The sequence below is a fragment of the Frondihabitans sp. PAMC 28766 genome (assembly GCF_001577365.1).
GTDB lineage: Bacteria > Actinomycetota > Actinomycetes > Actinomycetales > Microbacteriaceae > Frondihabitans.
This window is the reverse complement of sequence record NZ_CP014513.1, coordinates 4,164,144-4,186,853: the sequence shown is the minus strand read 5'-3', so window position 1 is coordinate 4,186,853 and position 22,710 is coordinate 4,164,144. Positions and strand designations below refer to the sequence as shown.

Annotated in this window: 20 protein-coding genes and 2 pseudogenes; 11 read left to right on the top strand and 11 right to left on the bottom strand. The window is 68.6% G+C overall.

Going from position 1 to position 22,710, the window contains the following annotated elements; genetic code table 11:
* Positions 1-13: 13 nt before the first annotated feature.
* Both AX769_RS19975 and AX769_RS19970 read left to right on the top strand, forming a co-directional pair.
* A pseudogene (locus AX769_RS19975) lies at positions 14-1,587 on the top strand (MDR family MFS transporter).
* A gap of 135 nt (positions 1,588-1,722) precedes the next feature.
* Positions 1,723-3,852, top strand: coding sequence for a glycosyltransferase family 39 protein (locus AX769_RS19970; protein ID WP_082763963.1), 2,130 nt, complete (start codon positions 1,723-1,725; stop codon positions 3,850-3,852).
* Positions 3,853-3,887: 35 nt separating this feature from the next.
* Here the strand turns inward: AX769_RS19970 and AX769_RS19965 are convergent, their stop codons facing one another.
* From AX769_RS19965 to AX769_RS19945, 5 genes are all read right to left on the bottom strand, one after another.
* The gene (locus AX769_RS19965) at positions 3,888-4,457 is read right to left on the bottom strand and encodes a hypothetical protein (RefSeq protein WP_066282625.1); all 570 of its coding nucleotides are present in this window, start codon (positions 4,455-4,457) and stop codon (positions 3,888-3,890) included.
* A gap of 23 nt (positions 4,458-4,480) precedes the next feature.
* Positions 4,481-5,641 (bottom strand): hypothetical protein, encoded by a 1,161-nt coding sequence (locus AX769_RS19960; protein ID WP_162269025.1) that lies wholly within the window; start codon positions 5,639-5,641, stop codon positions 4,481-4,483.
* A gap of 140 nt (positions 5,642-5,781) precedes the next feature.
* Positions 5,782-6,462, bottom strand: coding sequence for an ATP-binding cassette domain-containing protein (locus tag AX769_RS19955; protein WP_066282621.1), 681 nt, complete (start codon positions 6,460-6,462; stop codon positions 5,782-5,784).
* Positions 6,463-6,531: 69 nt separating this feature from the next.
* Positions 6,532-6,939, bottom strand: coding sequence for a hypothetical protein (locus tag AX769_RS19950; RefSeq protein WP_157887738.1), 408 nt, complete (start codon positions 6,937-6,939; stop codon positions 6,532-6,534).
* Positions 6,940-7,034: 95 nt separating this feature from the next.
* Entirely contained in the window at positions 7,035-8,177 is a 1,143-nt protein-coding gene (locus tag AX769_RS19945; RefSeq protein ID WP_066282612.1) for a hypothetical protein, read from the bottom strand.
* Between the two features lie 75 nt (positions 8,178-8,252).
* On the opposite strand from AX769_RS19945, the gene AX769_RS19940 reads away from it, so the two are divergent.
* The 6 genes and pseudogenes from AX769_RS19940 to AX769_RS19915 all read left to right on the top strand — a co-directional run bounded on the left by AX769_RS19940 (position 8,253) and on the right by AX769_RS19915 (position 14,330).
* Positions 8,253-8,732, top strand: coding sequence for a MarR family winged helix-turn-helix transcriptional regulator (locus tag AX769_RS19940; protein WP_157887737.1), 480 nt, complete (start codon positions 8,253-8,255; stop codon positions 8,730-8,732).
* Entirely contained in the window at positions 8,729-9,949 is a 1,221-nt protein-coding gene (locus tag AX769_RS19935) for an Nramp family divalent metal transporter (RefSeq protein ID WP_066282603.1), read from the top strand. The genes AX769_RS19940 and AX769_RS19935 overlap by 4 nt, the downstream gene beginning before the upstream one ends.
* A gap of 137 nt (positions 9,950-10,086) precedes the next feature.
* Positions 10,087-10,578 carry a CarD family transcriptional regulator gene (locus tag AX769_RS19930; RefSeq protein WP_066282601.1) on the top strand — a complete coding sequence of 164 codons (492 nt, stop codon included), beginning with the start codon at positions 10,087-10,089 and terminating at the stop codon, positions 10,576-10,578.
* A 255-nt stretch (positions 10,579-10,833) separates the two neighbouring features.
* Entirely contained in the window at positions 10,834-12,339 is a 1,506-nt protein-coding gene (locus tag AX769_RS19925; protein WP_066284095.1) for an alpha-N-arabinofuranosidase, read from the top strand.
* A 10-nt stretch (positions 12,340-12,349) separates the two neighbouring features.
* On the top strand, positions 12,350-13,402 hold the full coding sequence (locus AX769_RS19920) for a LacI family DNA-binding transcriptional regulator (protein ID WP_239451869.1): 1,053 nt from the start codon (positions 12,350-12,352) through the stop codon (positions 13,400-13,402).
* Positions 13,399-14,330 (top strand): annotated as a pseudogene (locus AX769_RS19915) (aldose 1-epimerase family protein). The gene AX769_RS19920 and the pseudogene AX769_RS19915 overlap by 4 nt, the downstream one beginning before the upstream one ends.
* 285 nt (positions 14,331-14,615) lie before the next feature.
* Here the strand turns inward: AX769_RS19915 and AX769_RS19910 are convergent.
* The 3 genes from AX769_RS19910 to AX769_RS19895 are packed head-to-tail and all read right to left on the bottom strand — an operon-like array spanning position 14,616 to position 17,156.
* On the bottom strand, positions 14,616-15,485 hold the full coding sequence (locus AX769_RS19910; protein ID WP_239451868.1) for a LamG domain-containing protein: 870 nt from the start codon (positions 15,483-15,485) through the stop codon (positions 14,616-14,618).
* Positions 15,482-16,444, bottom strand: a complete 963-nt coding sequence (locus tag AX769_RS19905) for a signal peptidase I (RefSeq protein WP_082763961.1) — start codon at positions 16,442-16,444, stop codon at positions 15,482-15,484. Before AX769_RS19905 ends, AX769_RS19910 begins: the two co-directional genes overlap by 4 nt.
* A 58-nt stretch (positions 16,445-16,502) precedes the next feature.
* Positions 16,503-17,156 carry a hypothetical protein gene (locus AX769_RS19895; protein ID WP_066282580.1) on the bottom strand — a complete coding sequence of 218 codons (654 nt, stop codon included), beginning with the start codon at positions 17,154-17,156 and terminating at the stop codon, positions 16,503-16,505.
* 227 nt (positions 17,157-17,383) lie between these two features.
* Here AX769_RS19895 and AX769_RS19890 point away from each other — a divergent pair, with 227 nt between their 5' ends.
* On the top strand, positions 17,384-17,917 hold the full coding sequence (locus AX769_RS19890) for a MarR family winged helix-turn-helix transcriptional regulator (RefSeq protein ID WP_066282577.1): 534 nt from the start codon (positions 17,384-17,386) through the stop codon (positions 17,915-17,917).
* Here AX769_RS19890 and AX769_RS19885 read toward each other — a convergent pair.
* Together AX769_RS19885 and AX769_RS25505 are read right to left on the bottom strand one after the other, a co-directional pair.
* Entirely contained in the window at positions 17,914-18,903 is a 990-nt protein-coding gene (locus AX769_RS19885; RefSeq protein ID WP_239452068.1) for a right-handed parallel beta-helix repeat-containing protein, read from the bottom strand. The genes AX769_RS19890 and AX769_RS19885 overlap by 4 nt on opposite strands.
* 272 nt (positions 18,904-19,175) lie before the next feature.
* Positions 19,176-20,471, bottom strand: a complete 1,296-nt coding sequence (locus tag AX769_RS25505) for a DUF1565 domain-containing protein (protein ID WP_157887736.1) — start codon at positions 20,469-20,471, stop codon at positions 19,176-19,178.
* Between the two features lie 219 nt (positions 20,472-20,690).
* Here AX769_RS25505 and AX769_RS19880 point away from each other — a divergent pair, with 219 nt between their 5' ends.
* Positions 20,691-22,031: a hypothetical protein gene (locus AX769_RS19880; RefSeq protein WP_066282573.1), complete on the top strand. Its 1,341-nt coding sequence runs from the start codon at positions 20,691-20,693 to the stop codon at positions 22,029-22,031.
* A gap of 51 nt (positions 22,032-22,082) precedes the next feature.
* Here the strand turns inward: AX769_RS19880 and AX769_RS19875 are convergent, their stop codons facing one another.
* Positions 22,083-22,256: a hypothetical protein gene (locus tag AX769_RS19875; protein ID WP_157887735.1), complete on the bottom strand. Its 174-nt coding sequence runs from the start codon at positions 22,254-22,256 to the stop codon at positions 22,083-22,085.
* Between the two features lies 1 nt (position 22,257).
* On the opposite strand from AX769_RS19875, the gene AX769_RS19870 reads away from it, so the two are divergent.
* Entirely contained in the window at positions 22,258-22,641 is a 384-nt protein-coding gene (locus AX769_RS19870; RefSeq protein ID WP_157887734.1) for a hypothetical protein, read from the top strand.
* Positions 22,642-22,710: the final 69 nt, after the last annotated feature.

The window sequence follows — 22,710 nt, the reverse complement described above, 5'->3', positions numbered from 1 at the left end:
GAAGCACTGGCCAATGTCGGCGGTGCGGGGAATACTGACCGGACCGATTGGTTCCACCCCGTACCGACCGACTGCCACGATCACTGACAGGAACACCGTGACGCAACAGACCACCACGACGACCGTGCCCTCCGCCGCCGAGGGTGCCGTGGCGGACGATGCCGCGCGCAACCGCCTCGTGCTGGGGCTTTTGATCGTCTCGGCCTTCGTCGTGATCCTGAACGAGACGATCCTGAGTGTCGCGCTGCCGACGCTGATCATCGACCTCAAGGTGTCGGCCGCGACCGTCCAGTGGCTGACGACGGGCTTCCTCCTGACCATGGCGGTGGTCATCCCGATCACGGGGTTCCTGCTGCAGCGCTTCAGCACGCGGTCTATCTTCATCCTCGCGATGTCTCTGTTCAGTGCCGGCACGCTGATCGCGGCCGTCGCGCCGGGCTTCCCGGTGCTGCTCGTCGCTCGAATCGTTCAGGCGACGGGCACGGCCGTGATGATGCCGCTCTTGATGACGACGGCGATGACGCTGGTGGCTCCTGCCGCGCGCGGTCGCATCATGGGCAACATCTCGATCGTGATCTCGGTGGCCCCGGCCATCGGCCCCACCATCTCGGGTCTCATCCTCAGCGTGCTGAGCTGGCGCTTCATGTTCATCATCGTTCTGCGATCGCCCTCGTCGCCCTGGTCGTCGGCGCGATCAAGATGAAGAACGTCACGGTGCCGCGCAAGGTGCCGCTCGACGTGCTCTCGGTGATCCTGTCCGCGTTCGCGTTCGCCGGGCTGCTCTACGGCCTCTCGAGCGTGGGCGAAGCGGCCTCCGGGTCTCCGCAGCCCGTCCCGCCGCTCGTGCCGGTGATCGTCGGCGTCGTGGCTCTGGCGCTGTTCATCCTGCGTCAGACCCGGCTCGCCCGGTCGTCGGCGCCGCTGCTCGACCTCCGCACCTTCCTGTCGCGCACCTTCTCGATCTCGATCGCGATGATCGCGGTCTCGAGCATCGCGCTGTTCGGCAGCCTCATCATCCTGCCGATCTATCTGCAGACCGTGCTGCACGTCTCGACGCTCGCGACCGGGCTCCTCCTGCTGCCCGGTGGCGTCATCATGGGTGTGCTGTCGCCCGTCGTGGGCCGGCTCTACGACCGCATCGGGCCGACGGCCCTGCTCGTGGTCGGCTCGATCCTCGTCAGCGCGGCGCTCTGGAGCATGGCGATGTTCTTGCGGCAGGGCACACCTCTCTATGTGATCCCGATCGTGCACATCGTGCTGAGCGTCGGGCTCGCCTTCACCTTCACGCCGCTGTTCACGGCGTCGCTCGGCGCGGTGCGGCCCGACCTCTACTCGCACGGCAGCGCCATCCTCAACACCGTGCAGCAGGTGTCGGCGGGGGTCGGCACGGCGCTGTTCGTCACCCTCCTGTCGACGGGTGCTGCCGCGGCGGTGACCCACGGCTCGTCAGCGGTGGCGTCGACGGCGTCCGGTGTGCAGACGGCCTTCTTCGCAGGCGCGATCATCTCGCTCTTCGCCATCGTCGCTGCGTTCTTCGTGCGGAAGCCGGCGCTCGTCGCCGCGACCGAGGAGAGCGTCGCCGCGTAACGACCGCTGCCGCTTCACCTCGCGAGGCGCCTGTCGGGATCCTTCCGGCAGGCGCTTCGTCATGTCAGGGGAGCCTCATCGGGTGTCGAAAGGGTCGTCAGCGAGGCTCGGTGCCTGACCAGCAGGAGGACACCCATGACCGCATACGACGGCCCGATCCGGGGCCACACCGCCGAGCGCGGGCGAGGAGCAGTCACCCGCGCTCTCCTCGGCCGCTCGACCGACCCGCAGTGGATCCGCCCGAGCCTCTGGGGCCTCCTCGTGCTCACGGCCCTGCTGTACCTCGTCGACCTGTCGGCGAGCGGCACGGCCAACAGTTTCTACGCCGCGGCCGTCCAGGCCGGCGCCAAGTCGTGGAAGGCGATGTTCTTCGGCTCGCTCGACTCGTCGAACTTCATCACCGTCGACAAGCCGCCGGCGTCGCTCTGGCTGATGGGACTCTCGGCCCGCCTGTTCGGCTTCTCGTCGTGGAGCCTCCTTCTGCCCCAGGCGCTCGAAGGGGTCGCGAGCGTGCTGCTCGTCTTCCTGGCCGTGCGTCGCACGCTCGTCATGCTCGGTGCGCGGTTGGCGGCGACCGGTGGGCTCCTGGCCGGCCTCGCCCTGGCGTTCACGCCCGCCGCCGCGCTGATGTTCCGCTTCGACAACCCCGACGCGCTGCTGGTGATGCTGATGAGCCTCGCCGGCTACTTCACGGTGCGAGCCCTGCCTCGGGCGAGCGGGAAGTGGCTCGCGGCCGCGGGTCTCGTGCTCGGCTTCGCCTTCCTCACCAAGATGCTGCAGGGGCTCCTGGTGGCGCCGGCGTTCGCGCTGGTCTACCTGCTGGCGGCGCCCGCGTCCTGGTGGCGTCGCATCCTGCACGTTCTCGGGGCGGTCGCCGGAGTCGTGGTGGGCGCGGGCTGGTGGGTGGCAGCGGTGGCCCTTTGGCCGGCCGATGCGCGCCCGTACATCGGCGGATCGACGAACAACTCGGTGCTGCAGCTCGCGTTCGGCTACAACGGTCTCGGGCGGTTCTTCGGGTCAGGATCCGGGAACGGCGGCGGTGGCGGCGCCGGCGGGGGTGGTGCTGCGGGCTCGTCGTTCGGCGGCTCGACCGGTCTGACGCGCCTGTTCTCGAGCGAGATGGGGCTCGAGATCTCATGGCTCCTGCCTGCGGCCCTCGTTCTGATGGTGCTGGGCATCGTCGTTGTTGGGCGGCGCCCGCGCACCGACCTCGTTCGCGCCGGCTTCGTGATGCAGGGCGCGTGGCTCGCCGTGACCGGGCTCGTCTTCAGCTACACGAGCGGCACGATCCATCCGTACTACACGGTGGCACTCGCACCGGCGATCGCCGGGCTCGTCGGGACGGGCGGGGTCGTGCTCTGGCAGGCGCGCGCCACATGGCTGGGGCGACTCGGGCTGGCCGTCGCCGTCGCGGTGACGGGGGCCTGGGCGTTCCACCTGCTCGGGGCGAACGCGTCCTGGCTGCCGTGGCTGCGCTGGGTCGTGCTCGTCGGAGCCATCCTGTCGGCCCTGCTCTTCGTGGTCGGCTCGATCGCGGCGTGGCGGCGGCTGACGCTGGTGGGTGCTCTTGCGGGCGCGCTGTTCGCGCTCTCGGGGTCGGGTGCGTATGCCATCGCGACGGCGTCGGTGGGGCACACCGGGTCGATCCCGAGCGTGGGATCGACGTCGACGAGCGGTTTCGGTGGCGGCGGTGGTGGGGTCGGCGGCGGTGGCTTCGGCGGCGGTTCGGGCGGGCCCGGCAGGTCGAGCGCGGCAGCCGGGGGTGCAGCGTCCGAGGAGTCGGGGTCGTCGGGCACGAAGCCGTCCGGAACCAGGCCGTCGGGTACGCGGCCGTCCGGCACCGGCGGGACTTCGCCGACCGGCTCGAGGGACACCTCCTCCGAGGCGGCGCGCACCGCACCGACCGGTGGCGGTGGTGGGACGACTTCGTCCGCCGCGCTCACGAAGCTGCTCGAGGCGTCCACCGCCCGCTGGGCCGCGGCCGTCGACAACGACCAGTCGGCGGCGACCCTCGAGCTCTCGAGCGACACCGCGGTGATGGCCATCGGCGGCTGGAGCGACGACCCCACCCCCACGCTGGCGCAATTCGAGGCCTCCGTGAAAGCGGGCGACATCGGCTACTACGTCTCCAGCGGCACCGGCGGGGGCATGGGCGGCAGCAGCTCGTCGACCGCGTCGAAGATAGCCGCCTGGGTCGAGTCGCATTACACGGCGAAGACGGTCGGGGGCAGCACGGTCTACGCCCTCAGCAGCCCGAAGTCGTGACTCGCCCCACAGATCGGCCAGCGGGCGGAGTTCGATCAGTGACGAGCTTGTCTCGTGCGGAGACGAATCATCGTGATGCTGAGACCGATGACTGCGACGGCGAACGCCGAAGCCCACGCTGCTGCGCAATGGATGTCCTGCTCGAGCAGAACGGCCCATGGATGCCTTGACCCGTCTGCCCCCACGCCCGCGAGCATGCAGATGATCGCGTAGGCACTCGGCGGTATCCAGGCTAGGGCGAGGTCAAGGAATCCAATGGAGCCGAGGATGATGCCGAGAAGGAGAACCTCGTTCCGCAGAGCGAGCGCAATGGCCGCGTCGGGTGCCTCCATCACGGTTAGAGCGCCCGCGAGCCCCAGGGTGAACGAGCACAGGCAGAGAACCAGCCGTGCGGCGAGAAGACGACGGAGTGGTCGCGTCGATATCGCCGCGATCGGGCCAGCGGGATCGAGAATCAACCCGGATGCGAGACATGCTGCAGTGAGGGGGAGGACAAGAGATGCGGGTACTCGGAAGTCGATCTCGTAGCCGACGCGAAGAGAGAGGTTTTCCCCCCAGCCCGATAGGGCCCCTGCGACGACCATGAGCGGAACGATCGAGTACATCCGAAAACTGGCAACGTGAAAGTTCATCGGAGGGCGCGGAGGTTCGCCTTGCCGGAGCAGAGATTTCGGGTGTTGCCGGCGACCCAGGCGATCTGGTCGGCACGCGGCATCGAGATGAGCTTGTCGTAGGCAGCGCCGCCCCCTTCCCAAGCGTCTGCTGTCTCCCGGCTGTCGATCGCCCAGCCGACAAAGACCAGAGGTGGGCCGTAGACATAGCCGAGCGGGTCGTCCGGCCCGAGCACTCTGCATGCTGCACCGGACTGACGGGAGTCGAGGATGCTCTGTACGAGTTCGCCGAGGTCTCGCTGCTCCCAACCCTGGGCGAAGTCGTCGACATGAAGTTCTACGGTTCCGGGTGTGACGACGCGGCTCACGCCGCGTTGCGTCACCTCGACTCGTTCGAAATGGAAGGGCGTTGCGGTCAACTGCCGTTCGACTGGCCCCAACGCCGTGGAGATCGTGACACGCTCTGGTTCGTAGGCGGGAAGGAGGCACAACTCTGGACCCGACCCGGCACAGTGCAACGAGCCGCTGGCGCGGTCGAGGGAGACGCCGGTCGGTGAACAGATGACTCCGGCGCCCACCACGATCAGGATCGCGGATCCCGAGGCCGAAATGATTGCTGCGACTCGACGCGACCGGGCGACGATGAGGACAGCGATTCCAACCGCGGCCACGCCTGCTGCCGCGAACCAGGTCGTGCGGAGCGCGAAGAGAGAAACGTTCAGGTCGAAATACGGGCCGAGAGAGGCGACGTACAGGGGGGAGAGTACCGGCAGGGTGGAGGTGACGCCTCCGCCGAGAACCAATACGGCGACACCGAAGACGTACGAGCCGATGCACGCGATCGGCGGGGCCCACCACCACGGGACGAGCAACCCGAAGACGAAGCCGACCAGACCCCCGGCGGTCAGCGATGAGACGGATGACAGAAGCCTTGAAAAGTCTGGGTGCCCCGCGGGAACACCCAGCGACCCCCAGGGAATGAGGATGCCGGATACGACGAAGACAGACATGCTCCCCGCCACGAGCACGACGCTGGCCGATGCGGCGAGTGTGGCGCGAACACCTCCGTCAGGGGCGCAACGGATGAGAAGGAAGTACGAGGATTTGCGGATCCGCCCACCCATGAAGGCGGCAAGGCCGCAGAAGAGCGGAATCACCAGCGTGAAGGCGGCAGCCACTGCGCCGGTTCGATCGCGCCAGTCATAAAATCGTGGAGCGGTTTCACCCAAGCCGAGGAGGGTGCCCAGGATGGCGGTCACTCCTAAGGCGGGAAGGACGTGCATTCGACGGGCAATGAGCAAGGCTGCCCCGAGCGCGGTCATAACTTCTCGCAGAGGACGTCGTAGGCAGATTCCCAGATGTCGGCATCATCCGCTCGCGCCCATTGGCCGAACTCCATTTTCGGCCCCGAGAACCTGGCCTGCCCGTCGGTCAGAACGAGCACGCTGTCGGCCACTCTCAGATCAGAGGTGATGTGCGTTGAGAGGAGGACGGTGGACTCGCGCCCGAGATGATCGATCACGTCGAGGATGCTGCGTCGTTCAGAGGGGTCCAGCGCGGCAGTGGGCTCGTCCAGCAGAAGGAGTCGTGGTTGGTGGACGATCGCCTGGGCGATGGCTGCACGCTTTTGTTGCCCGCCAGAGAGTCGTCCCACGGGCATGGACTTCACGTCTCTGAGATGCGTCGCCTCCAGGGCTCGGTCTATCAGCCCCGGCGCCTGACGGGCGCCCATGCCCTTGAGCCAGGCGGCATAACCCACCGATTCGCGAACCGTGAATCCATTGTTGAAAACAGGAGTCTGAGGCTGGTAGCCGAACCAACGTCGCATGATCCGGGTGCCTCGGCGATCTCCGAGACTCACCCCTTCGAAACCGACATCGCCGGACTGCGCTTTGGCGAGGCCCGCCAGAATTCGGAGCAGTGTGGACTTGCCTGCCCCGTTCGGCCCGAGAATGGCGTGAACGCCGCCGCTGACGGCAAAGCTCAAATCGTTCAGCACTTGGCGGCGCCGGCATCGGGCATTCAGCGCTACGACACTCAGCGAGGATGCCCCGTCCCCAGTCACAGGTCAGCCGCCGGTTCCGGCGCAGGTCCTGATGTGCTTGACGCCGCTGTTCTTCGAGCCGCCGTAGTCGACGGTGACACGCGTGTCGTAGTCGGCTTCGGTCTGGTTGTCGCACCGCCGGATCGAATAAGAGAATGCTGCGCCGTTCTGCGGGCCTAGCTTTGCGCCCCAGAAGACTTGAGCATCGGGAATGATCCCCGGAAAACGGTGGAAGACGCGTTGTGTGATCGTGCCTTTCAATCCGACTTGGCACTGCGTGGTGGAGTTGCCCTGGACGCGGCTGCTGACGTTAGTCGTGGTCACGCTCTTGATCGTGCACTGAGTCGCATGAGCGGGGAGTGCTGGTACAAGGAGCGCAGCCCCTACCGCCGCGGCAACGGCGACGCCCGCCAAAGTCGTCTTGATCGTCATTGATATCCCTCCCGGCGAGACCGTCTCGCATAGAAAGGGACGCTAACAGAAAAACCGTATGCACAGTGAAATATGTTTATACCGTGGCACGGGGGCTACGCCGCGATCACCGTCTCCTCTTCGCGGGTGGCGACCGCCTCGTTGGCCAGGCGCACGCGGCGGCGCGAGAGCAGGTGCGTGAGCAGCGTGAGGCCCAGGCCGGCGGCCGCCCACAGCCCGAGGCGCAGCACGTCGAGCCCGAAGCCGTGGCCGGGGAAGTACTGCAGGGTCTGCGCGGCGTCGAGCCATGCGGCCCCGTTCCAGAACGTGTGCAGGCCGGCGAAGAAGCCGGGCATCAGGGCGGGGGCGAAGATCCCGCCCGACGAGGTGAAGTTGAGCATCACGAACAGCGCCGTCAGTGCGGCGGTCGTCCAGTGCCGCAGCAGCGGGTGTAACCCGACCCCGATCAGGATGATCGCCAGCGAATAGAGCCAGCCCAGCAGCCAGATGCTCCCGACCTGCCCGTCGATCACGTGGTAGATCGGCCCGGCCACGGTGAGCGCGATGCCGGCGACGATGCCCGACATCACCACCGAGGTGACGATCGACCACCGGATGCCGAGGCGCGAGGCGAAGGCGGCGACGGCCGCGGCCGTGGCGTACGAGCCGACGCTCAGCCCGACGAGCAGGAAGAAGATGCCCTGCCCGGTCGAATCGTGCGTGCCGGCCGGCACGACGTCGACCACCTGCAGCGGCAGCTTCTCGGCGTAGGCGATCGGCAGGAAGATCTTCTGCACCACGGTCGCGCTGGTGTCCGACGCGGCCGACGACACGAGGAGGCTCGCGCTCGTGGTCGTCGGTTCGTACGCGGCGCTGATGGTGCGGTCGACGATGAGCTTGCGGGCCTCGGCGTCGGTCGCGACGGTGCGCACGCTCAGCTGGCTGGGCGCCTTGTCGTTCAGCGTCTGGGCGAACACCTGGGTGGCGGGCTGCGATCCGACGATCGCGACCGGCAGGTGGTGCGGCGTCGGCTGGTGGAAGGCACCGAGGTAGGCCAGCGACATGCCGACCGCCAAGAACAGGGGCACCAGGATCGCCGCGCCGAAGGCTTTGAAGGCCGCGACCGGCGTGCCGAGGAAGAGCCGTGGCCCGGGGTTCGGCTGCGGCGTCATGCGGTGGCTGACGTGGCCGGGGTCGTGGGAGGTGTGCGGCAGGGGCTCGCGGAGGGCCACGGTCTGCGTGGGTGTGCTGCTGGACACGGTGCTTCTTTCGGAGAGTAAGTGTTGCATCATGCAACAATGCTCAACAGTACACCCGATCGATAGCCTGGTGAAGTGACGGATCAGCGACGAGCCTCCCGCGCCCGGCGGATGGAGGCCGTCTACATGCAGATGGAGACCATCTCCCGGCGCGCCGTCGCGCGGAACCGCCGCACCAGCGCCCCGCTCACCGTCGTCCAGCACACCCTCCTCACCTTCATCGCGAGCACCCGCGACTGCCGTGCCATCGACATCGCCGCGGCCCTCCGGCTCAACCGCTCGACCATCTCGCGCCAGGTAGGCGACCTCGTCGAGCTGGGGCTCGTCGCGGCCGGCGCGAGTGACGCGCACGCGCGCGAGCACGAGGACGCAGGATCGGGCGGCCCGGGTCGCGGTCAGATCCTCGCCCTCTCGGCGCGCGGGTCGGAGCTGCTGCAGCGGTCGCTCGAGGCGAACCACCACGAGCTGGCCCGCCGCCTCGCCGACTGGACCGACGCCGACATCGACGTGCTGGCATCCGGCCTCGAGCGCTTCAACGCCGTCGACGACGAATGATCGACGCCCCCGCCGTCTCGCGTGCACCGCGCGTCGCCGCCCTCCTCGGCCCGGCGCTCGTCGCCGGCGTCGCCTACCTCGACCCGGGCAACGTCGCGAGCAACATGACGGCGGGGGCGTTGTTCGGCTACCTGCTGGTGTGGGTGGTCATCGCGGGCAATGCCACCGCATGGCTGATCCAGTACCTCTCGGCGAAGCTCGGCATCGCGACGGGCGCGAGCCTGCCCGAGATGCTGGGCCGCCGCATCCTGTCGCCCTGGGCGCGCCGCGCCTTCTGGCTGCAGGCCGAGATCGTCGCCATGGCCACCGACATCGCCGAGGTGATCGGCGGGGCCATCGCGCTCGACCTGCTCTTCTCCATCCCGCTGCTGGCCGGCGGGCTCATCACCGGCGTGATCTCGCTGCTGCTCCTCCTGCTGCAGGTGCGCGGCCGAGCGCAGGTGTTCGAGCGCGTCGTCACGGGCATGGTCGTGGTGATCGCCGTCGGGTTCTGCGCCGGGCTCGTGGCATCGCCGCCGTCGTGGGCGGCCGCGGGGCAGGGTCTGGTGCCGCACTTCGAGGGGTCGAAGTCGGTGCTGCTGGCCGTCTCGATCCTGGGGGCGACGATCATGCCGCACGCCATCTACGCGCACTCGGCGCTCGCTCGCGACCGATTCGAAGGGTTGACCGTCGGGCAGCGCACGCTGATGCGGGCGACGAAGATCGACGTGACCGTGGCGCTCGTCGTCGCGGGCACCGTCAACGTCGCGATCCTGCTGGTGGCTGCCGGCACGCTGCGCGGGGTGAGCGGCACCGACACGCTGGAGGGGGCGTACGCAGCCCTGCTGCTGCACCTCGGGCCGCTCGTCGCGACGCTCTTCGCCGTGGGGCTGCTCGCCTCCGGGCTCGCGTCGACGTCGGTCGGGGCGTACGCGGGCTCCGAGATCATGCACGGGCTGCTCAACGTGCGGGTGCCGATCCTGTATCGCCGGATGGTGACGCTGATACCGGCGCTGCTGCTGCTCGGGTTCGGCGTCGACCCGACGCTCGCGCTCGTGCTCAGCCAAGTCGTGCTGTCGTTCGGCGTGCCGTTCGCGCTCGTTCCCCTGGTGCGCTTCACGTCGCAGCGGAGCACGATGAGCGGCCTCCGGAATCGATGGTGGACGACGTGCGCCGCGTGTGTCGCGGCGGTCGCGCTGACCGGCCTGAACATCGTCCTGCTAGTGCTCGTGCTCTGAATTCCGCTTGGGGCGTTGCCCGGGCTGAAGGCCGCGGCATCCTACCCCCCTTTTATCGGGTAGACTGGCAAGACTGCCGAGATGATGCCCGGCAATGGTCGACGCACTCAAATCAAAAGAACATGAGGCACTACTAGATGATTTTCGAAGTAGGGGAGACCGTTGTGTATCCCCACCACGGCGCAGCTACCATCACCGCGGTCAAGATCCGCACCATCAAGGGCGTCGAGAAGAAATACATCACGCTGAACGTCCACGCCAGTGATCTGATGATCGAGCTGCCGGTCGACAACGTCGATCTGGTCGGCGTTCGCGACGTGATCGACGCCAAGGGTGTCGAGGCCGTGTTCGAGGTGCTCCGCAGCGATCACGTCGAGGAGCCCGGCAACTGGTCGCGCCGCTTCAAGGCCAACACCGAGAAGATGGGCTCCGGCTCGGTCTACTCCGTCTCGGAGGTCGTCCGCGACCTGTGGCGCCGCGACCAGGACAGCGGTGTCTCGGCCGGTGAAAAGCGCATGCTGCTCAAGGCCCGCCAGGTGCTCATCTCCGAGCTCGCGCTCGCACAGAAGTCCACCGACGAAGAGGCCTCGGCCGTGCTCGACGAGGTGCTGGCCGCCGTCACGGTGTAGGTTCCTCTCCACGCTCGCAGCCCTCTCGCCCCGTGGGGTGGGAGGGCTTCGTCGTGCCCTGCCGTGGTCTCGCCCGGCGCCGAGGTCGGCGGCAGGCGGCGTTGACGACCCGAGTGCGCGACTCGCCCCTCACTTTCGCCGATCGCCACAATTTGCGCACCCTCGACGAGGCTGAGCGCCGCAAACCCGGGGTTGACGGCGTGTACATCGATGTACATACTGGCTATTACAACGATGTACTCGAAGGAGAACCGCATGCCCCACGCCCGCCTCAGCCTCGACCCCGCGTTCGTCGTGGCCCCCGTCTCGCGCCACACGTTCGGCACGTTCATCGAGCACCTCGGCCGGTGCGTCTACGGCGGCATCCACGACCCGGGCCACCCCACCGCCGACGAAGACGGTTTCCGCGGCGACGTGCTGGAGTTCGTGCGCGACCTCGGCATCTCGACGGTGCGCTACCCGGGCGGCAACTTCGTCTCGGGCTACCGCTGGGAAGACGGCGTCGGCCCGGTCGGAGACCGCCCTGTGCGCAAAGACCTCGCCTGGCACACCACCGAGCCCAACACCGTCGGCGTCGACGAGTTCATGCGCTGGGCGAAGAAGGCCGGCGTCGAGCCGATGATGGCGGTGAACCTCGGCACGCGCGGCGTGCAGGAGGCCGTCGACCTCATCGACTACACGAACGGCACCGGCGGATCGTTCCACTCCGACCTCCGCAAGAAGAACGGCTCGGCCGACCCCTACGACGTGAAGTTCTGGTGCCTCGGCAACGAGATGGACGGGCCGTGGCAGATCGGCCACAGGACGGCCAAGGAGTATGGCCGGCTGGCCTCCGAGACGGCACGGGCCATGCGTCTCGTCGATCCTGACCTCACCCTCGTCGCCTGCGGCTCGTCGGGCTCGTCTATGCCGACGTTCGGCACCTGGGAGCGCGAGGTGCTCGAAGAGACCTACGACGAGGTCGACCTCATCTCGATGCACGCCTACTACTGGGAAGAGGAGGGCGACCTCGCCAGCTTCCTCGCCTCGGGCGTCGAGATGGACCACTTCATCGAGGACGTCGTCGCCAGCGTCGACCACGTCCGCGCCGCAATGAAGCGGAAGAAGCGCATCAACGTCTCGTTCGACGAGTGGAACGTCTGGTACCTCAACGGCGATGCCTCGAAGAACCCGACCGACTGGCCGGTCGCTCCGGTGCTGCTCGAAGACCAGTACAGCGTCGCGGACGCCGTCGTGGTCGGCAGCCTGCTGATCTCGCTGCTGAAGCACAGCGACCGTGTCGCGAGCGCCAGCCTCGCGCAGCTGGTCAACGTGATCGCCCCGATCATGACCGAGACGGGCGGCCGCAGCTGGAAGCAGACCACCTACCACCCGTTCGCTCAGCCGAGCCGGTACGCCACGGGCGACGTGCTGCGCATCGAGGCGCAGTCGCCGGTGCACGAGACGACCAAATACGGTGCCGTGCCCGCCATCGACTCGGTGGCCACTCACGATCCTGAGACCGGCGATCTTGTCGTCTTCGCGATCAACCGGTCGCTCACCGAGTCGATCACCGTCGACGTCGACACCCGGGCGTTCGGCGCCCTGCGACTCGTCGAGGCGACTCAGCTGTCGAACCCCGACCCGTACCTCAAGGTCACGGTCGACACCGCCGACAGCGTCGCGCCGGTGGCCAACCCGAACACCTCGTGGAGCGACTCGACTCTCGAGGTCGTGCTGCCGCCCCTGTCGTGGAACACGGTGCGCCTGGCGAAGGTCTGAGCTCGGCATCGTGGCAGCCACGATGCGCGATGTCGCCCTGCGCGCCGGCGTCTCGATCAAGACGGTGTCGAACTATTTCGCCGACTACCCGCACATGCGCCCCGAGACCCGCGCGCGCGTGGCCGACGCGGTGGCCGCCCTCGACTACCGCATCAACGCGTCGGCGCGGAGCCTCCGGGCCGGCCGCAGCGACATGATCGCTCTGATCGTGCCCGAGCTCGACCAGGCCTACTTCGCCGAGCTGGCGCAGGAGGTCATCGACGCGGCCGAGCCCTTCGGCCTCACCGTGCTGGTCGAGACGACGGCCGGCGACCGGCAGCGCGAGATCGACGCGCTGTCGGGGGCACGGCGCCAGCGGATCGACGGAGCGATCTTCGACCCGCTGGCCCTCGGCCCGAGCGACGTCGAGCACGTCCGCACAGGCTTCCCACTCGTCATCATCGGCGAGCGACAGTTCGACGGGCTGGCCGATCACGTGCTGATCGCCGACCTCGAGGTGGCCCGCGTCGCGATGTCGCACCTGATCGAGACCGGCAGGCGGAGGGTCCTGATGCTCGGCGGGTCGGGGCACTCGCCGTCGCACACGGCGGCGCTCCGGCGACGGGGCTGTGAGATCGCCCTCGCCGACGCGGGGCTTCCCTTCGACGAGCGGTATGTCAGCGCAGCGCTCCCGTGGCACCGCCGCGCCGGCGCCGAGGCCGTCGAGCGCGCCCTCGCGGACGGGCTGGAGTTCGACGCCGTGCTCGGCTTCAACGACGCTCTCGCGCTCGGCGCCCAGTGGGCGCTGATCGAGCACGGGCTGGACGTGCCCCGCGACATCGCCGTCGTCGGCATCGACGACACCCAGGAGGGCCGCTACGCCACCCCGTCGCTCACCACGATGTCGCCCGGTCGAGCGCAGATCGCGCGCCGCTCTGTCGAGCTGCTCGTCGACCGGATAGCGTCGCCCGAGAGGGCGTTCGTCTCGGTCGTCGCCGACTTCGAGCTGATCCGCCGGCGCTCGAGCGGGCGGCAGGATCACGAAACCCCGCTCACCACCCCGAACGAAAGGCCCGATCGATGACGACGTCGTCCACCCCCACCCCTCTCAGCGGCCAGCAGGTGCACCTCGCCCACGGCCGGTACGCGGCGACGATCGCGACCGTCGGGGCGTCGCTTCGCGAGCTGACAGTCGAGGGCCGCAATCTCACCGTGCCATTCGAGGCCGACGCCGTCCGACCCGTCTTCCGCGGGGCGATCCTGGCGCCCTGGCCCAACCGCATCACCGACGGCAAGTACACGTTCGACGGTGTCGACTACCAGGTGCCGCTGACCGAGCCGGGCCGGGGGCACGCGCTGCACGGGCTGCTGGCGTGGGCCGACTACGACATCGTCTCGGCCGACGAGTCGACCGCAGTGCTGCGAGCCGACGTCGTGCCGAGCGACGGTTACCCCTTCCCGCTGACCATCACCGTGACCTACGCGTTGAGCGACGAGGGCCTGTCGACGACGGTCGAGGCGCTGAACACCGGCCGCGCCGCTGCGCCGTACGGCACCGCCCCGCACCCCTACCTCAGCGCGGGCGCAGGCCACGTCGACGACTGGACTCTGACTCTGCCGGCGGGGGAGTACCTCGAAGTCACCGACGAGCGGCTGCTGCCCGAGGGCGTGCACCCGGTGTCGTCGCATCCTGCCTTCGACTTCCGGTCGCCCCGCGCGATCGACGAGCTGTTCATCGACCACGCCTTCACCGGCCTCACGCGCGAGGCCGACGGCACGGCGACCGTCGAGGTGCGGGCCCCCGAGGGCACGGGCGTCAGGATCACGTGGGGCGACGAGTTGCCGTGGGTCCAGGTGCACACGGCCGACCGCCCGAGCCCGCGCTTCACCGTCTCGGGCTGGCGGTCGAGCCGATGACGTGCCCGCCCGACGCGTTCAACTCGGGCACCGACCTCGTGACCCTCGAGCTTGGCGCCACCCACCGGGCGTCCTGGACGATCGCCGACCTCTGACCCGACCGGCTGGCCCCGGCGCGTGCCCCGTGCTCGCCCACGGCCTAGCCGCCCCGTCGGTAGAACCGGAGATCCCGCGCGGGCACCCGCGTGGCCGGGTAACCGTGGCTCGGTGCGGAAGAAAGTCCGGTTTTGCCAACGCGCTGGCTCTGGGGCCGCCGCGTTGGACGTCAGGCGGGCCTCGGAGCCGAGGTGTGACGGTGAGAGTGCGCAAATCGCGGCCCGGCACGAACGTGAGCGGCGAGTTGCGCACTCTCGAGGATCGGAGCGGGTCAACAGCCAGGCTCAGCGGCCGGCGGCGTAGTGGGTCGTGATCTGCGCCGTGGTGAGCACGGTCGAGTAGACCGAGGCGAAGCGCATGCTGCCGGTGAAGAAGTAGTTCGTGCCGGTGCCCGGCCAGCCGCTCAGGTTGTCGTAGCCGACACGCCAGTAGCCGTTGTTGGTCTGCGCCGTCGTATAGGCCGTGTTGCCGGCCACCTTCGCGCCGTCGACGTAGAGCGTCATTCCGGTCGTCGCCGAGAAGGTCGCGACGACGTCGTGCCAGGCGCCGTCGTCGTAGGCGGCCGAGCTGGCGATGGTCTGGAACCCGCCGTTGTAGGTGCCGAAGACGAGCTGCCCCGAGGTGTTCAGGTAGACCTGGCGGTCGTAGGTGCTGGACGCGCCCGTGACCGCGTTGCCGTAGCCGATGAGGCGCCCCGAGGCGACCGTCGTCTTGAACCACACCTCTTCGCTGAACGTCGCCGGCGACGACTGCAGGGCTGACGTCGAGACGTAGCTCGTCGTGCCGTTCAGCACGTAGGCGCCGCCGGTGTCACGCGAGCAGGCGAGGTGAGCCGTCGTCGACGTGGTCATGGTGCCGCGGTAGGTGCCGGGCATGGTGCCGGTGTCGGTGTCGATCGCCGTCGTCGACCCGGAGGCCTCGTTGAGGGGGAGGGTGAAGAGAGCCGACGACCTGTCGTTCGCGAGCGCGGCGGCGCAGGTGAAGAACGGAGCGGTGGCGGCGGTGTCGGTCGAGTTCTTGACCGACGCGACGTAGGCCGAGAACGAGCCCGGGGTGAGCGCGGCAGCGAGGCAGAGCGCCGCGGCGGCGAGAGCTGCGGCGGCGACTGCGATCGTGCGGGGCCGCAGCATCGGGCGGCGGAGACCCAGCCTCACGCGTCGTCCCCGTCGTCGGAGGCGCCGGGCAGCCCGACCACGAAGGTCCAGAGCAGCGGGATGGCGCAGATGGCGAAGAAGGCGATCCACTCGGGCAGGCTCAGGTGCAGGGCCGACGACATCGAGTAGTGCCCGATGCCCGCCTGCGCCGGCACGGTGACGGTGCCGACCTGGCCGGCGACGAGGTTCACGCTCGTACCGTGGGTGGCGGTGGCCGTGATCGGCAGGATCCCGGTCGAGACGACCTGCGCCTCGACCCCGGCCTTCACGGGCGTGGTGGTGAGCACGACCAGGCCGACGAAGGGTCGCAGGATGTAGACGGTCAGCGACATCAGCATCGAGAAGCCCAGGATGCGGAAGGACTGTCGCCTCGTCGGCGTGCGGATGAGGCTCGTCGTGAACATGATGAAGGCGAACCCGACGATCAGGATCGGCAGGCCCTTCACGAGCCAGCCGACGGCCGGGAGGATCGTCGTCGTCTGGCCGATGATGTCCTGCTGGTGGAGGAACCAGCCGTCGGAGGCGCCGTTGATGTCGCCGCGGGTCTGGATGCCCTGGGCGGTGATGCCGACGATGCGGTGGGTGTAGACCTCTTTGGCGTCCGTCGGCGGGTGGAAGGTGATGATGTCGCCGACGTGCAGATCCTGCGCCTTCACCGGTGTGGTCAGCACCAGGGTGCCCACCGGGGCGGTGGTGCCCATCGACGGGGTCTCGACGATGAACCAGCGGCCGCCGTGCGCCTGGAAGAGCAGGGCGACGACGACGATGGCGGCAGCGACGAGAGCCCCCGCCCAGATCAGGAGGGTCGGTGCCCGGCGACCCCGGGGGCGGGTGCCTGCGGCGCCAGCGGAGCCGTGGCTCCGATGCTCGAGACGGCTTCTGCTGCCTCGAGGTTCTGGACGTCGATCATGGGTCTGACTCTCTTGCTGGGTGGGGGCTTCGGCCGGGTGGGGCTTCACGATTGCTCCCGGCGGGGCCGCGGGTCGTCCGGCCCCGACGGGGTGGTGCAGTGACGGACTAGCTGTTGTAGGTCCAGGTCATCGGCTGCGAGACGGACAGGCCCTGGTAGGTGTTGCCGAGGGTCGAGGGCAGCGTGACCGCGATGGTGAAGGCCGTGCTGGCGCCCGGGGCAGCGGCGCCGAGCGGGATGGAGCCCTGCGTTTTGAAGGCGGCCAGCGTGCCGCTGAAGACGGCGGTCGACGTGGTGGTGTTGGTGATCACGACGGTCATCTGCGTGCAGAGGTCGCTGGCGGTGCCGTTCAGGGCGCCGTTGGTGCCCTGGGTGCAGGTGCCGGCGGCGAGGGCGAACGTGCTGGCCGCGACGGTGCCCGTGTTCTTGATGGCGATCGCGGTCGAGACCGTCTGGCCGGGGATCATCGTGGTCGATCCGCCGTACTTGTTGATGGTCGCGCAGGTGGCCGCGTTGGTGGAGACCGTGCCGCCGTCGGTCGAGTTGCAGGTGACCGCGGTGCCGGTGGCCGAGCTGGTCTCCTGCATGGTCAGGGCACCGGAGGCTGTCGTGTTGGAGGTGTTCTGGATACTGGCGACGAAGCCCGACAGCGTGCCGGACATCGAGACGGAGAGGAGGACGGCCCCGAGGACACCGGTCGCGATGGCGAGAGGAGCGAACCGGAGACGCTTTGCCTTCGCCGCGTGCTGGTTGTTGGACATTCGTGAACCCCTTGGTCGTAGTGGTAATCGTCTCGAGTGAGACTCTTGATGAGTGGTTTGTGGGAGCCAGTTGATTGCTCACTTGTGAAGCTACTCAATGATGGGGATACTTGCCCGTCGATTGAAACCCCCACTAGTGGGGCAAAACCGAAAGCCCCTCGCCTGCGAATATTGATCCAGGCAGAAATGCCGCCCTTCCCGTTCCGTCCCTCCTCTAGGAGCAGCCAGTGACCTCCCCTGCATCAGGCGTCGTCGCCGACGACGCCTCCACGCCTTCCCACCTCACCCGCGACACCCCCGTCGTGCGTGAGATCGCCTCGGCGATGGCCGACGCCGACGCCGCCCACCGACGCCTCCGCTCGGTCTTCGCGGCCTCCGTCGGCCTCAGCCCGCTCGAGTTCAACGCCCTCATGCACATCGGCGAGGTCACCGACCTCACCCCCAAGGCGCTCGCGGCCCACCTCGACATCACGACGGGCGCCGTCACGGCCATGACCGACCGCCTCGTCGGCGCCGGCCTCGTCGGGCGCGAGCCGAACCCCGCCGACCGCCGCAGCCTGCTGCTCGCGCTCACCACCACGGGGCAGCGCGCGCGCAGCTCGATGTACGGCCAGTACTACGACGCCATCGCCCGGGCCCTCGAGGCAGGATTCGACGTGGCGGCCGGAGACCTCACCGCCGTGCTCGAGAACACGGCGCGCGCCCTCATCGAGACGTCCGACGCGATCGAGGGCACCCCGACCATTCGCTCGCGGCACTAGCGCCGGCGGCGCCGGCCACCGGTGCCGGCAGGCGCACGCGCGCCGGACGGGTGCGGGCTCCTAGAAGGTGCCGACGTGCTTGGTGCCGGCGGGCTGGCCGATGGCCGCTGCGATGTCGGCGGGAGGGGCACGGCAGTCGACGCGGCCTGGGCGAGCGCGCTCGACATCGAGCCGAGCGGCTCGACACTGCTCGTCTGACCGTTCTTCCACGACGGGCCCTTCGCACTCGCGAGGGCGCCCGGGGTGCTGAACCGGTCGAGCGTGACGTTGTTGCTGCCGCCCCACGCGACCATGGTCGGCTGGGACGACGTCGGCTGCGAGTTGAAGAGGTTGCCGGTGATCGCGAGGTGCCAGTTGTCGACGGGGATGTTCGTCCAGTTGTCGAGCGCGTAGACCTGGAACTGGCCACCGGTGCCGAACGCGTTGTTCGCCACGGTGTCGTTCTGGGTCAGCCAGGTGAAGTCGGGGTCGGGCTCGGGCTGCCTCGGGTCGTGGCCGGGCACGGACAGGTCGGACTCGCGCCGTGAATCCTGCGACAGCTGGACGCCGAACACGCCGTTGTCGCCGATCGAGTTGTTGTAGATCTGCGAGTCGCTCGTGTCGAGCAGGCGGATTCCCGACTTGCCATTCGACGTCGCCGTATTGTCGGCGATGATCGCGCCCGCCGAGATCTCGACCTCGACGCCGTGGCCCGAATTGCCCGAGACGGTGTTGTCGGTGATGTGCGGATCGAGGCACGACTCGTCGAGCCAGAGGCCGAAGCTGTAATTGTCGACGAAGTCGTTGTTCTTGATCACGAGGTCGCGCGATCTCGTGATCTTCACGCCTCCCGAGACCGGCGACTCGTTGAAGTGCTCGTCGTTGGCATAGCTGACGACGCTGTTCGCGAGCGTCGTGCCGTAGGTCGAGTTGCCGCCGAGTCCCTGCATCCCGCTGCGCGTGACGGTGAGGTGGTCGAGCGTGATGTCGTCCGCCTCGAAGTTCATGCCCGTGGTGGCGCTGTCTTCGATGACGATGTTGCGGGCGGTCTCGCCCACACCGCCGAGGCGCAGGGCGCCGCGGACGTTGTAGGGGGTGGCGTAGCGGCGCACGCCGAAGCCCTCGAGCGTCGTGCCCACCGACTTGGCGTAGATGGCCTGCATCTGGTTGCTCGCACGCAGATCGTGGCCCGACGGGTCGGATCCGACGGTGATGGTGTGCGCCGCCTGGTCGACGGCGAAGGTGCCGGGGACGACGGCGGACGGTGCCGCCACCTGCGTCAGCTGGGTGCCGTCGGAGAAGACCATGTCGGCCTGGGCGGCGAGCGGGTAGTGCGCGGTGTCGACGAAGTACGGGTTGTTGGCGATGCCGTCGAGGGTGTCGGCGAAGAAGTGGTCCAGCCGCTCGACGTCCACGTCGAGCCCGTCTTCGTCCAGTTCGTGACCGGCACGGATCCGTCGAGCCAGACGGCCTCGTGCGGGTAGGCCTCGACCGTCAGGTAGGGCTTCGACTCGGGGATGACCACGGACTCGTTGTAGACGCCGGCCCGCAGCACGATCGTCGAGCCGGGCGTCGCCTTCGCGATCGCGGCGCCGAGGGTCTTGAGCGGAGACGTCTCCGATCCTGCCGCCGCGTCGCTGCCGGTCGGCGAGACGAAGACGGCGCCTGCGGGGACGGGGTAGTCGCTGGAGCCGACGGGCAGCGAGCCGCGGTCGCTGGACGTCGGCGGGGAGGCCGGAGGCGACACCGGAGGCACGGTGACCGGAGGGGTCGTGACCGGGGGAGGCGTGACCGGGGGCGTCGGCGGCACGACGGCGGTCGTCGGGTTGCTCGTGACCACGATGGCATCCTCGTCGGTGCCGATCGCGGCCCTGTTCGAGCCGCTCGAGTACTCCCACAGCCCGACGTGGCCGGCCGCGCGGATGCGCTGCGCCGACGAGTCGGTGGTCGTCAGCTGCCAGGAGGGCTGCGCCGCGCCCGCGAGCCACGCACGGGCTTTGATCGTCACCGGGGAGGTGCCGGTGATCTGGAAGTCGGAGGTGATGGCGGTGTTCGTTCCGGCCCGGATCGACAGCAGCTTGCGAGACAGCGTGACCTCTTTGTTGCCCGGGTCGAGGCGCGACACCGTCAGGTCGACGTCTCCTCCGGCGAGCACGTCGAGGCGCCCCCGATAGAGCGAGCCGTTGGTCTGGGTGCGCAGCTGGTAGGCGTGGTAGACGATGGGGGCCTTGCCCGGCATCACCATCGTGCCCTGCATCTCGACGTCGCCGGCCGAGACCGACTTGAGCGTGCTCGTCACCGCCCGGCCCCGTGCGAGATCCCGGATGTGGCCGCGCCCGGAGGAGACCGACAGCTTCGTGGCCTTGTCAGCCACGACGGTGTACGCGCCGCCCTTCGTCGCCGAGCCCCAGCCGTTCGAGACTGTGCGCGAGAACGCGTCGCTGGCGGTCAGCGACGGCGCGGCCTGGGCGACCTGGGTCGAAGTCACTCCGGCGACGACGATGCCTACGACCAGCCCAAGGATCGGAACGACCGGGAAGGCGCGTCGTTTGCGCAGTGCATGGGAGGGCGCCAAGGGGTGCTCTTTTCGTCGCGGGCGTGATCTTTCGAGGAGCCGGAACATATGCTCTGTGCGTCGGGGACGAATCTCAGGGGTAACCACGCATGATAGACCGATTCCACATCACTGTCAGGCATGTGACGGGGGACAGACAAGCCCCCGTCGTGGTGCGCCCTGAAGAGGGGACGCGATCGGGGGAGATGTTCGCCCGTCCGTTCGCCTAGTCTTGTCGCCATGACCGAGACGGTGCTGGTGCGCGAGCGGGCCTCGCGAGCACTCGGTTCACTTGCGGTCCCGGCCACGGCCTCGCGCCTGATCGCGATCATCGCGGTCGTCCTCATTCCCCTGCGCGTCACCCTCCCGCACGAGGTGCCGATCTCGCTCGTGATCTCGGTGATCCTGGCGCCGCTGTGGGTGCCCGCCGTCGCGCGGTTCCGCCTCATGCGGCTCGTCCTGGCCGGGGGCCTCGTAACGCTGGCGTCGGGCTTCGTGCTGGCCTTGGCGCATCAGTCGACCAACGGCGTCGACCGTACCTCGCTGATCTCGTACCTCCTCCTGCTTCTGAACCTGATCACCTCGATCGGGGTGGTGCTCTGGGCACGGACGGTGCTCGACACGCGAACGGTCGCGCTGGTCTTCGGCGTCGGGCTCGTCCTCGGCATCGTGCCGCTCGACTCGCAGTTCTCGGAGAACCCCTGGAAATTCTCGTTCGCCTTCCCCGTCGCCGTCGTCGCGCTGGCCCTGGCGCAGCGGTTCCGTTCGTGGTGGGTCGAGCTACTCGTCCTCCTGGTGCTCCTCGCCTACTCGGCCACGCACGACTTCCGGTCGATGTTCGGTCAGATGCTGCTCGCGGCTGCCATCCTCGCGGCTCAGGTGCCGCTCAAGCGATTCGGCAGGAAAGGCTCGGCCGCACGCATCATCGTCGGTCTCGGTGTCCTCGCGATCCTCGTCTACAACGCCGGTCAGGCGCTCATCCTCGACGGGGCCCTGGGGGCGGCGACGCAGGCGCGCTCGATCGCGCAGATCGACACCTCGGGCTCGCTGATCGTCGGGGGGCGACCTGAACTCGCGGCGACGCTGGCGCTGATGCGGCAGGATCCTGCGGGGTTCGGGCTCGGTGTCAACCTCACGCCCGACCAACTGCTCACGGCGAAGTCGGGGATGGCGTCGATCGGCTACGCGCCGAACAACGGCTACGTCGAGAACTTCATGTTCGGCGGCCACATCGAGCTGCACTCGGTGGTCGGCGACCTGTGGGCGCACTTCGGTGTCGTCGGGTTCGCCTACGCGCTGCTGCTCGCCGTCGTCATGGTCTGGTTCCTCGCCAAGAACATCGCCGAACGGCACGCGACCGGCCTCATGCTGTTCGCCGTCGCGCAGAGCCTCTGGTTCCTGCCGTTCGGTCCGCTCCTGTCGAGCCGCACGTCGATCGTGTTGGCCATCGGGCTCGTCGCGCTGCCGGTAGTGTCGGCCACCCGAGACGGAGCAACCCGTCATCACCGCTATGTCAAGGAGCCGGAATGGCCGACAACGAAGCCGATCGACCCGGGCGAAAGCTCTCCCGCCCTGCCGTAGTCGCCATTGTCGTCGGCGCCATCGTCGTGATCGCGATCATCGTGTTCTTGATCATTGTGATCCCGCAGGGTCGGCCCTCGGCGACCGCACCCACCCGAGCAGCTCGTCGCTCGTCAAGCCCTCGGGCGCCGCCTCGTCGGCCACGCCCGCACCCGCGCCCAGTCGGCCCATCCCGCAGCCGTCGGCCCCCGCGTCGACCGCGCCGCACCACGCCGGCGGAGGCACCGTGCCACTCGACGCGGTTGCGACGCCGAAGCCCGGTGTCGTCGTGCACGTCTCGGACATCCAGAGCGTCGAGGGCAAGGGCAACGGGATCGGCGAGATCTCCGGGCCGGCCATCCGCTTCGATGTGACCGTCACGAACGACGGGTCGACGGCGGTCGCTCTCGACACGGCCGTCGTCAACGTCACCTCGGGCGCGGCTAAGACGCCGGCCGACGAACTCGTATCGGTCCGGACCGGGTTTCCGACCTCGGTGGCCCCCGGGAAGTCCGCCACGGCCGTCTACACGTTCACCCTGGCGAAAGCCGATCGCAAAGACGTGGGCATCTCGTTCGACTACCGGGCGGGCACTCCGGTCGTCGCATTCACGGGCAACGTCCCCGACTGACCCGGTCCTCCTCAAGGGGGACTCGTCTGTACACCCCCCTTCGGGGGGATGTGCCCCGTCCAGGGGTCA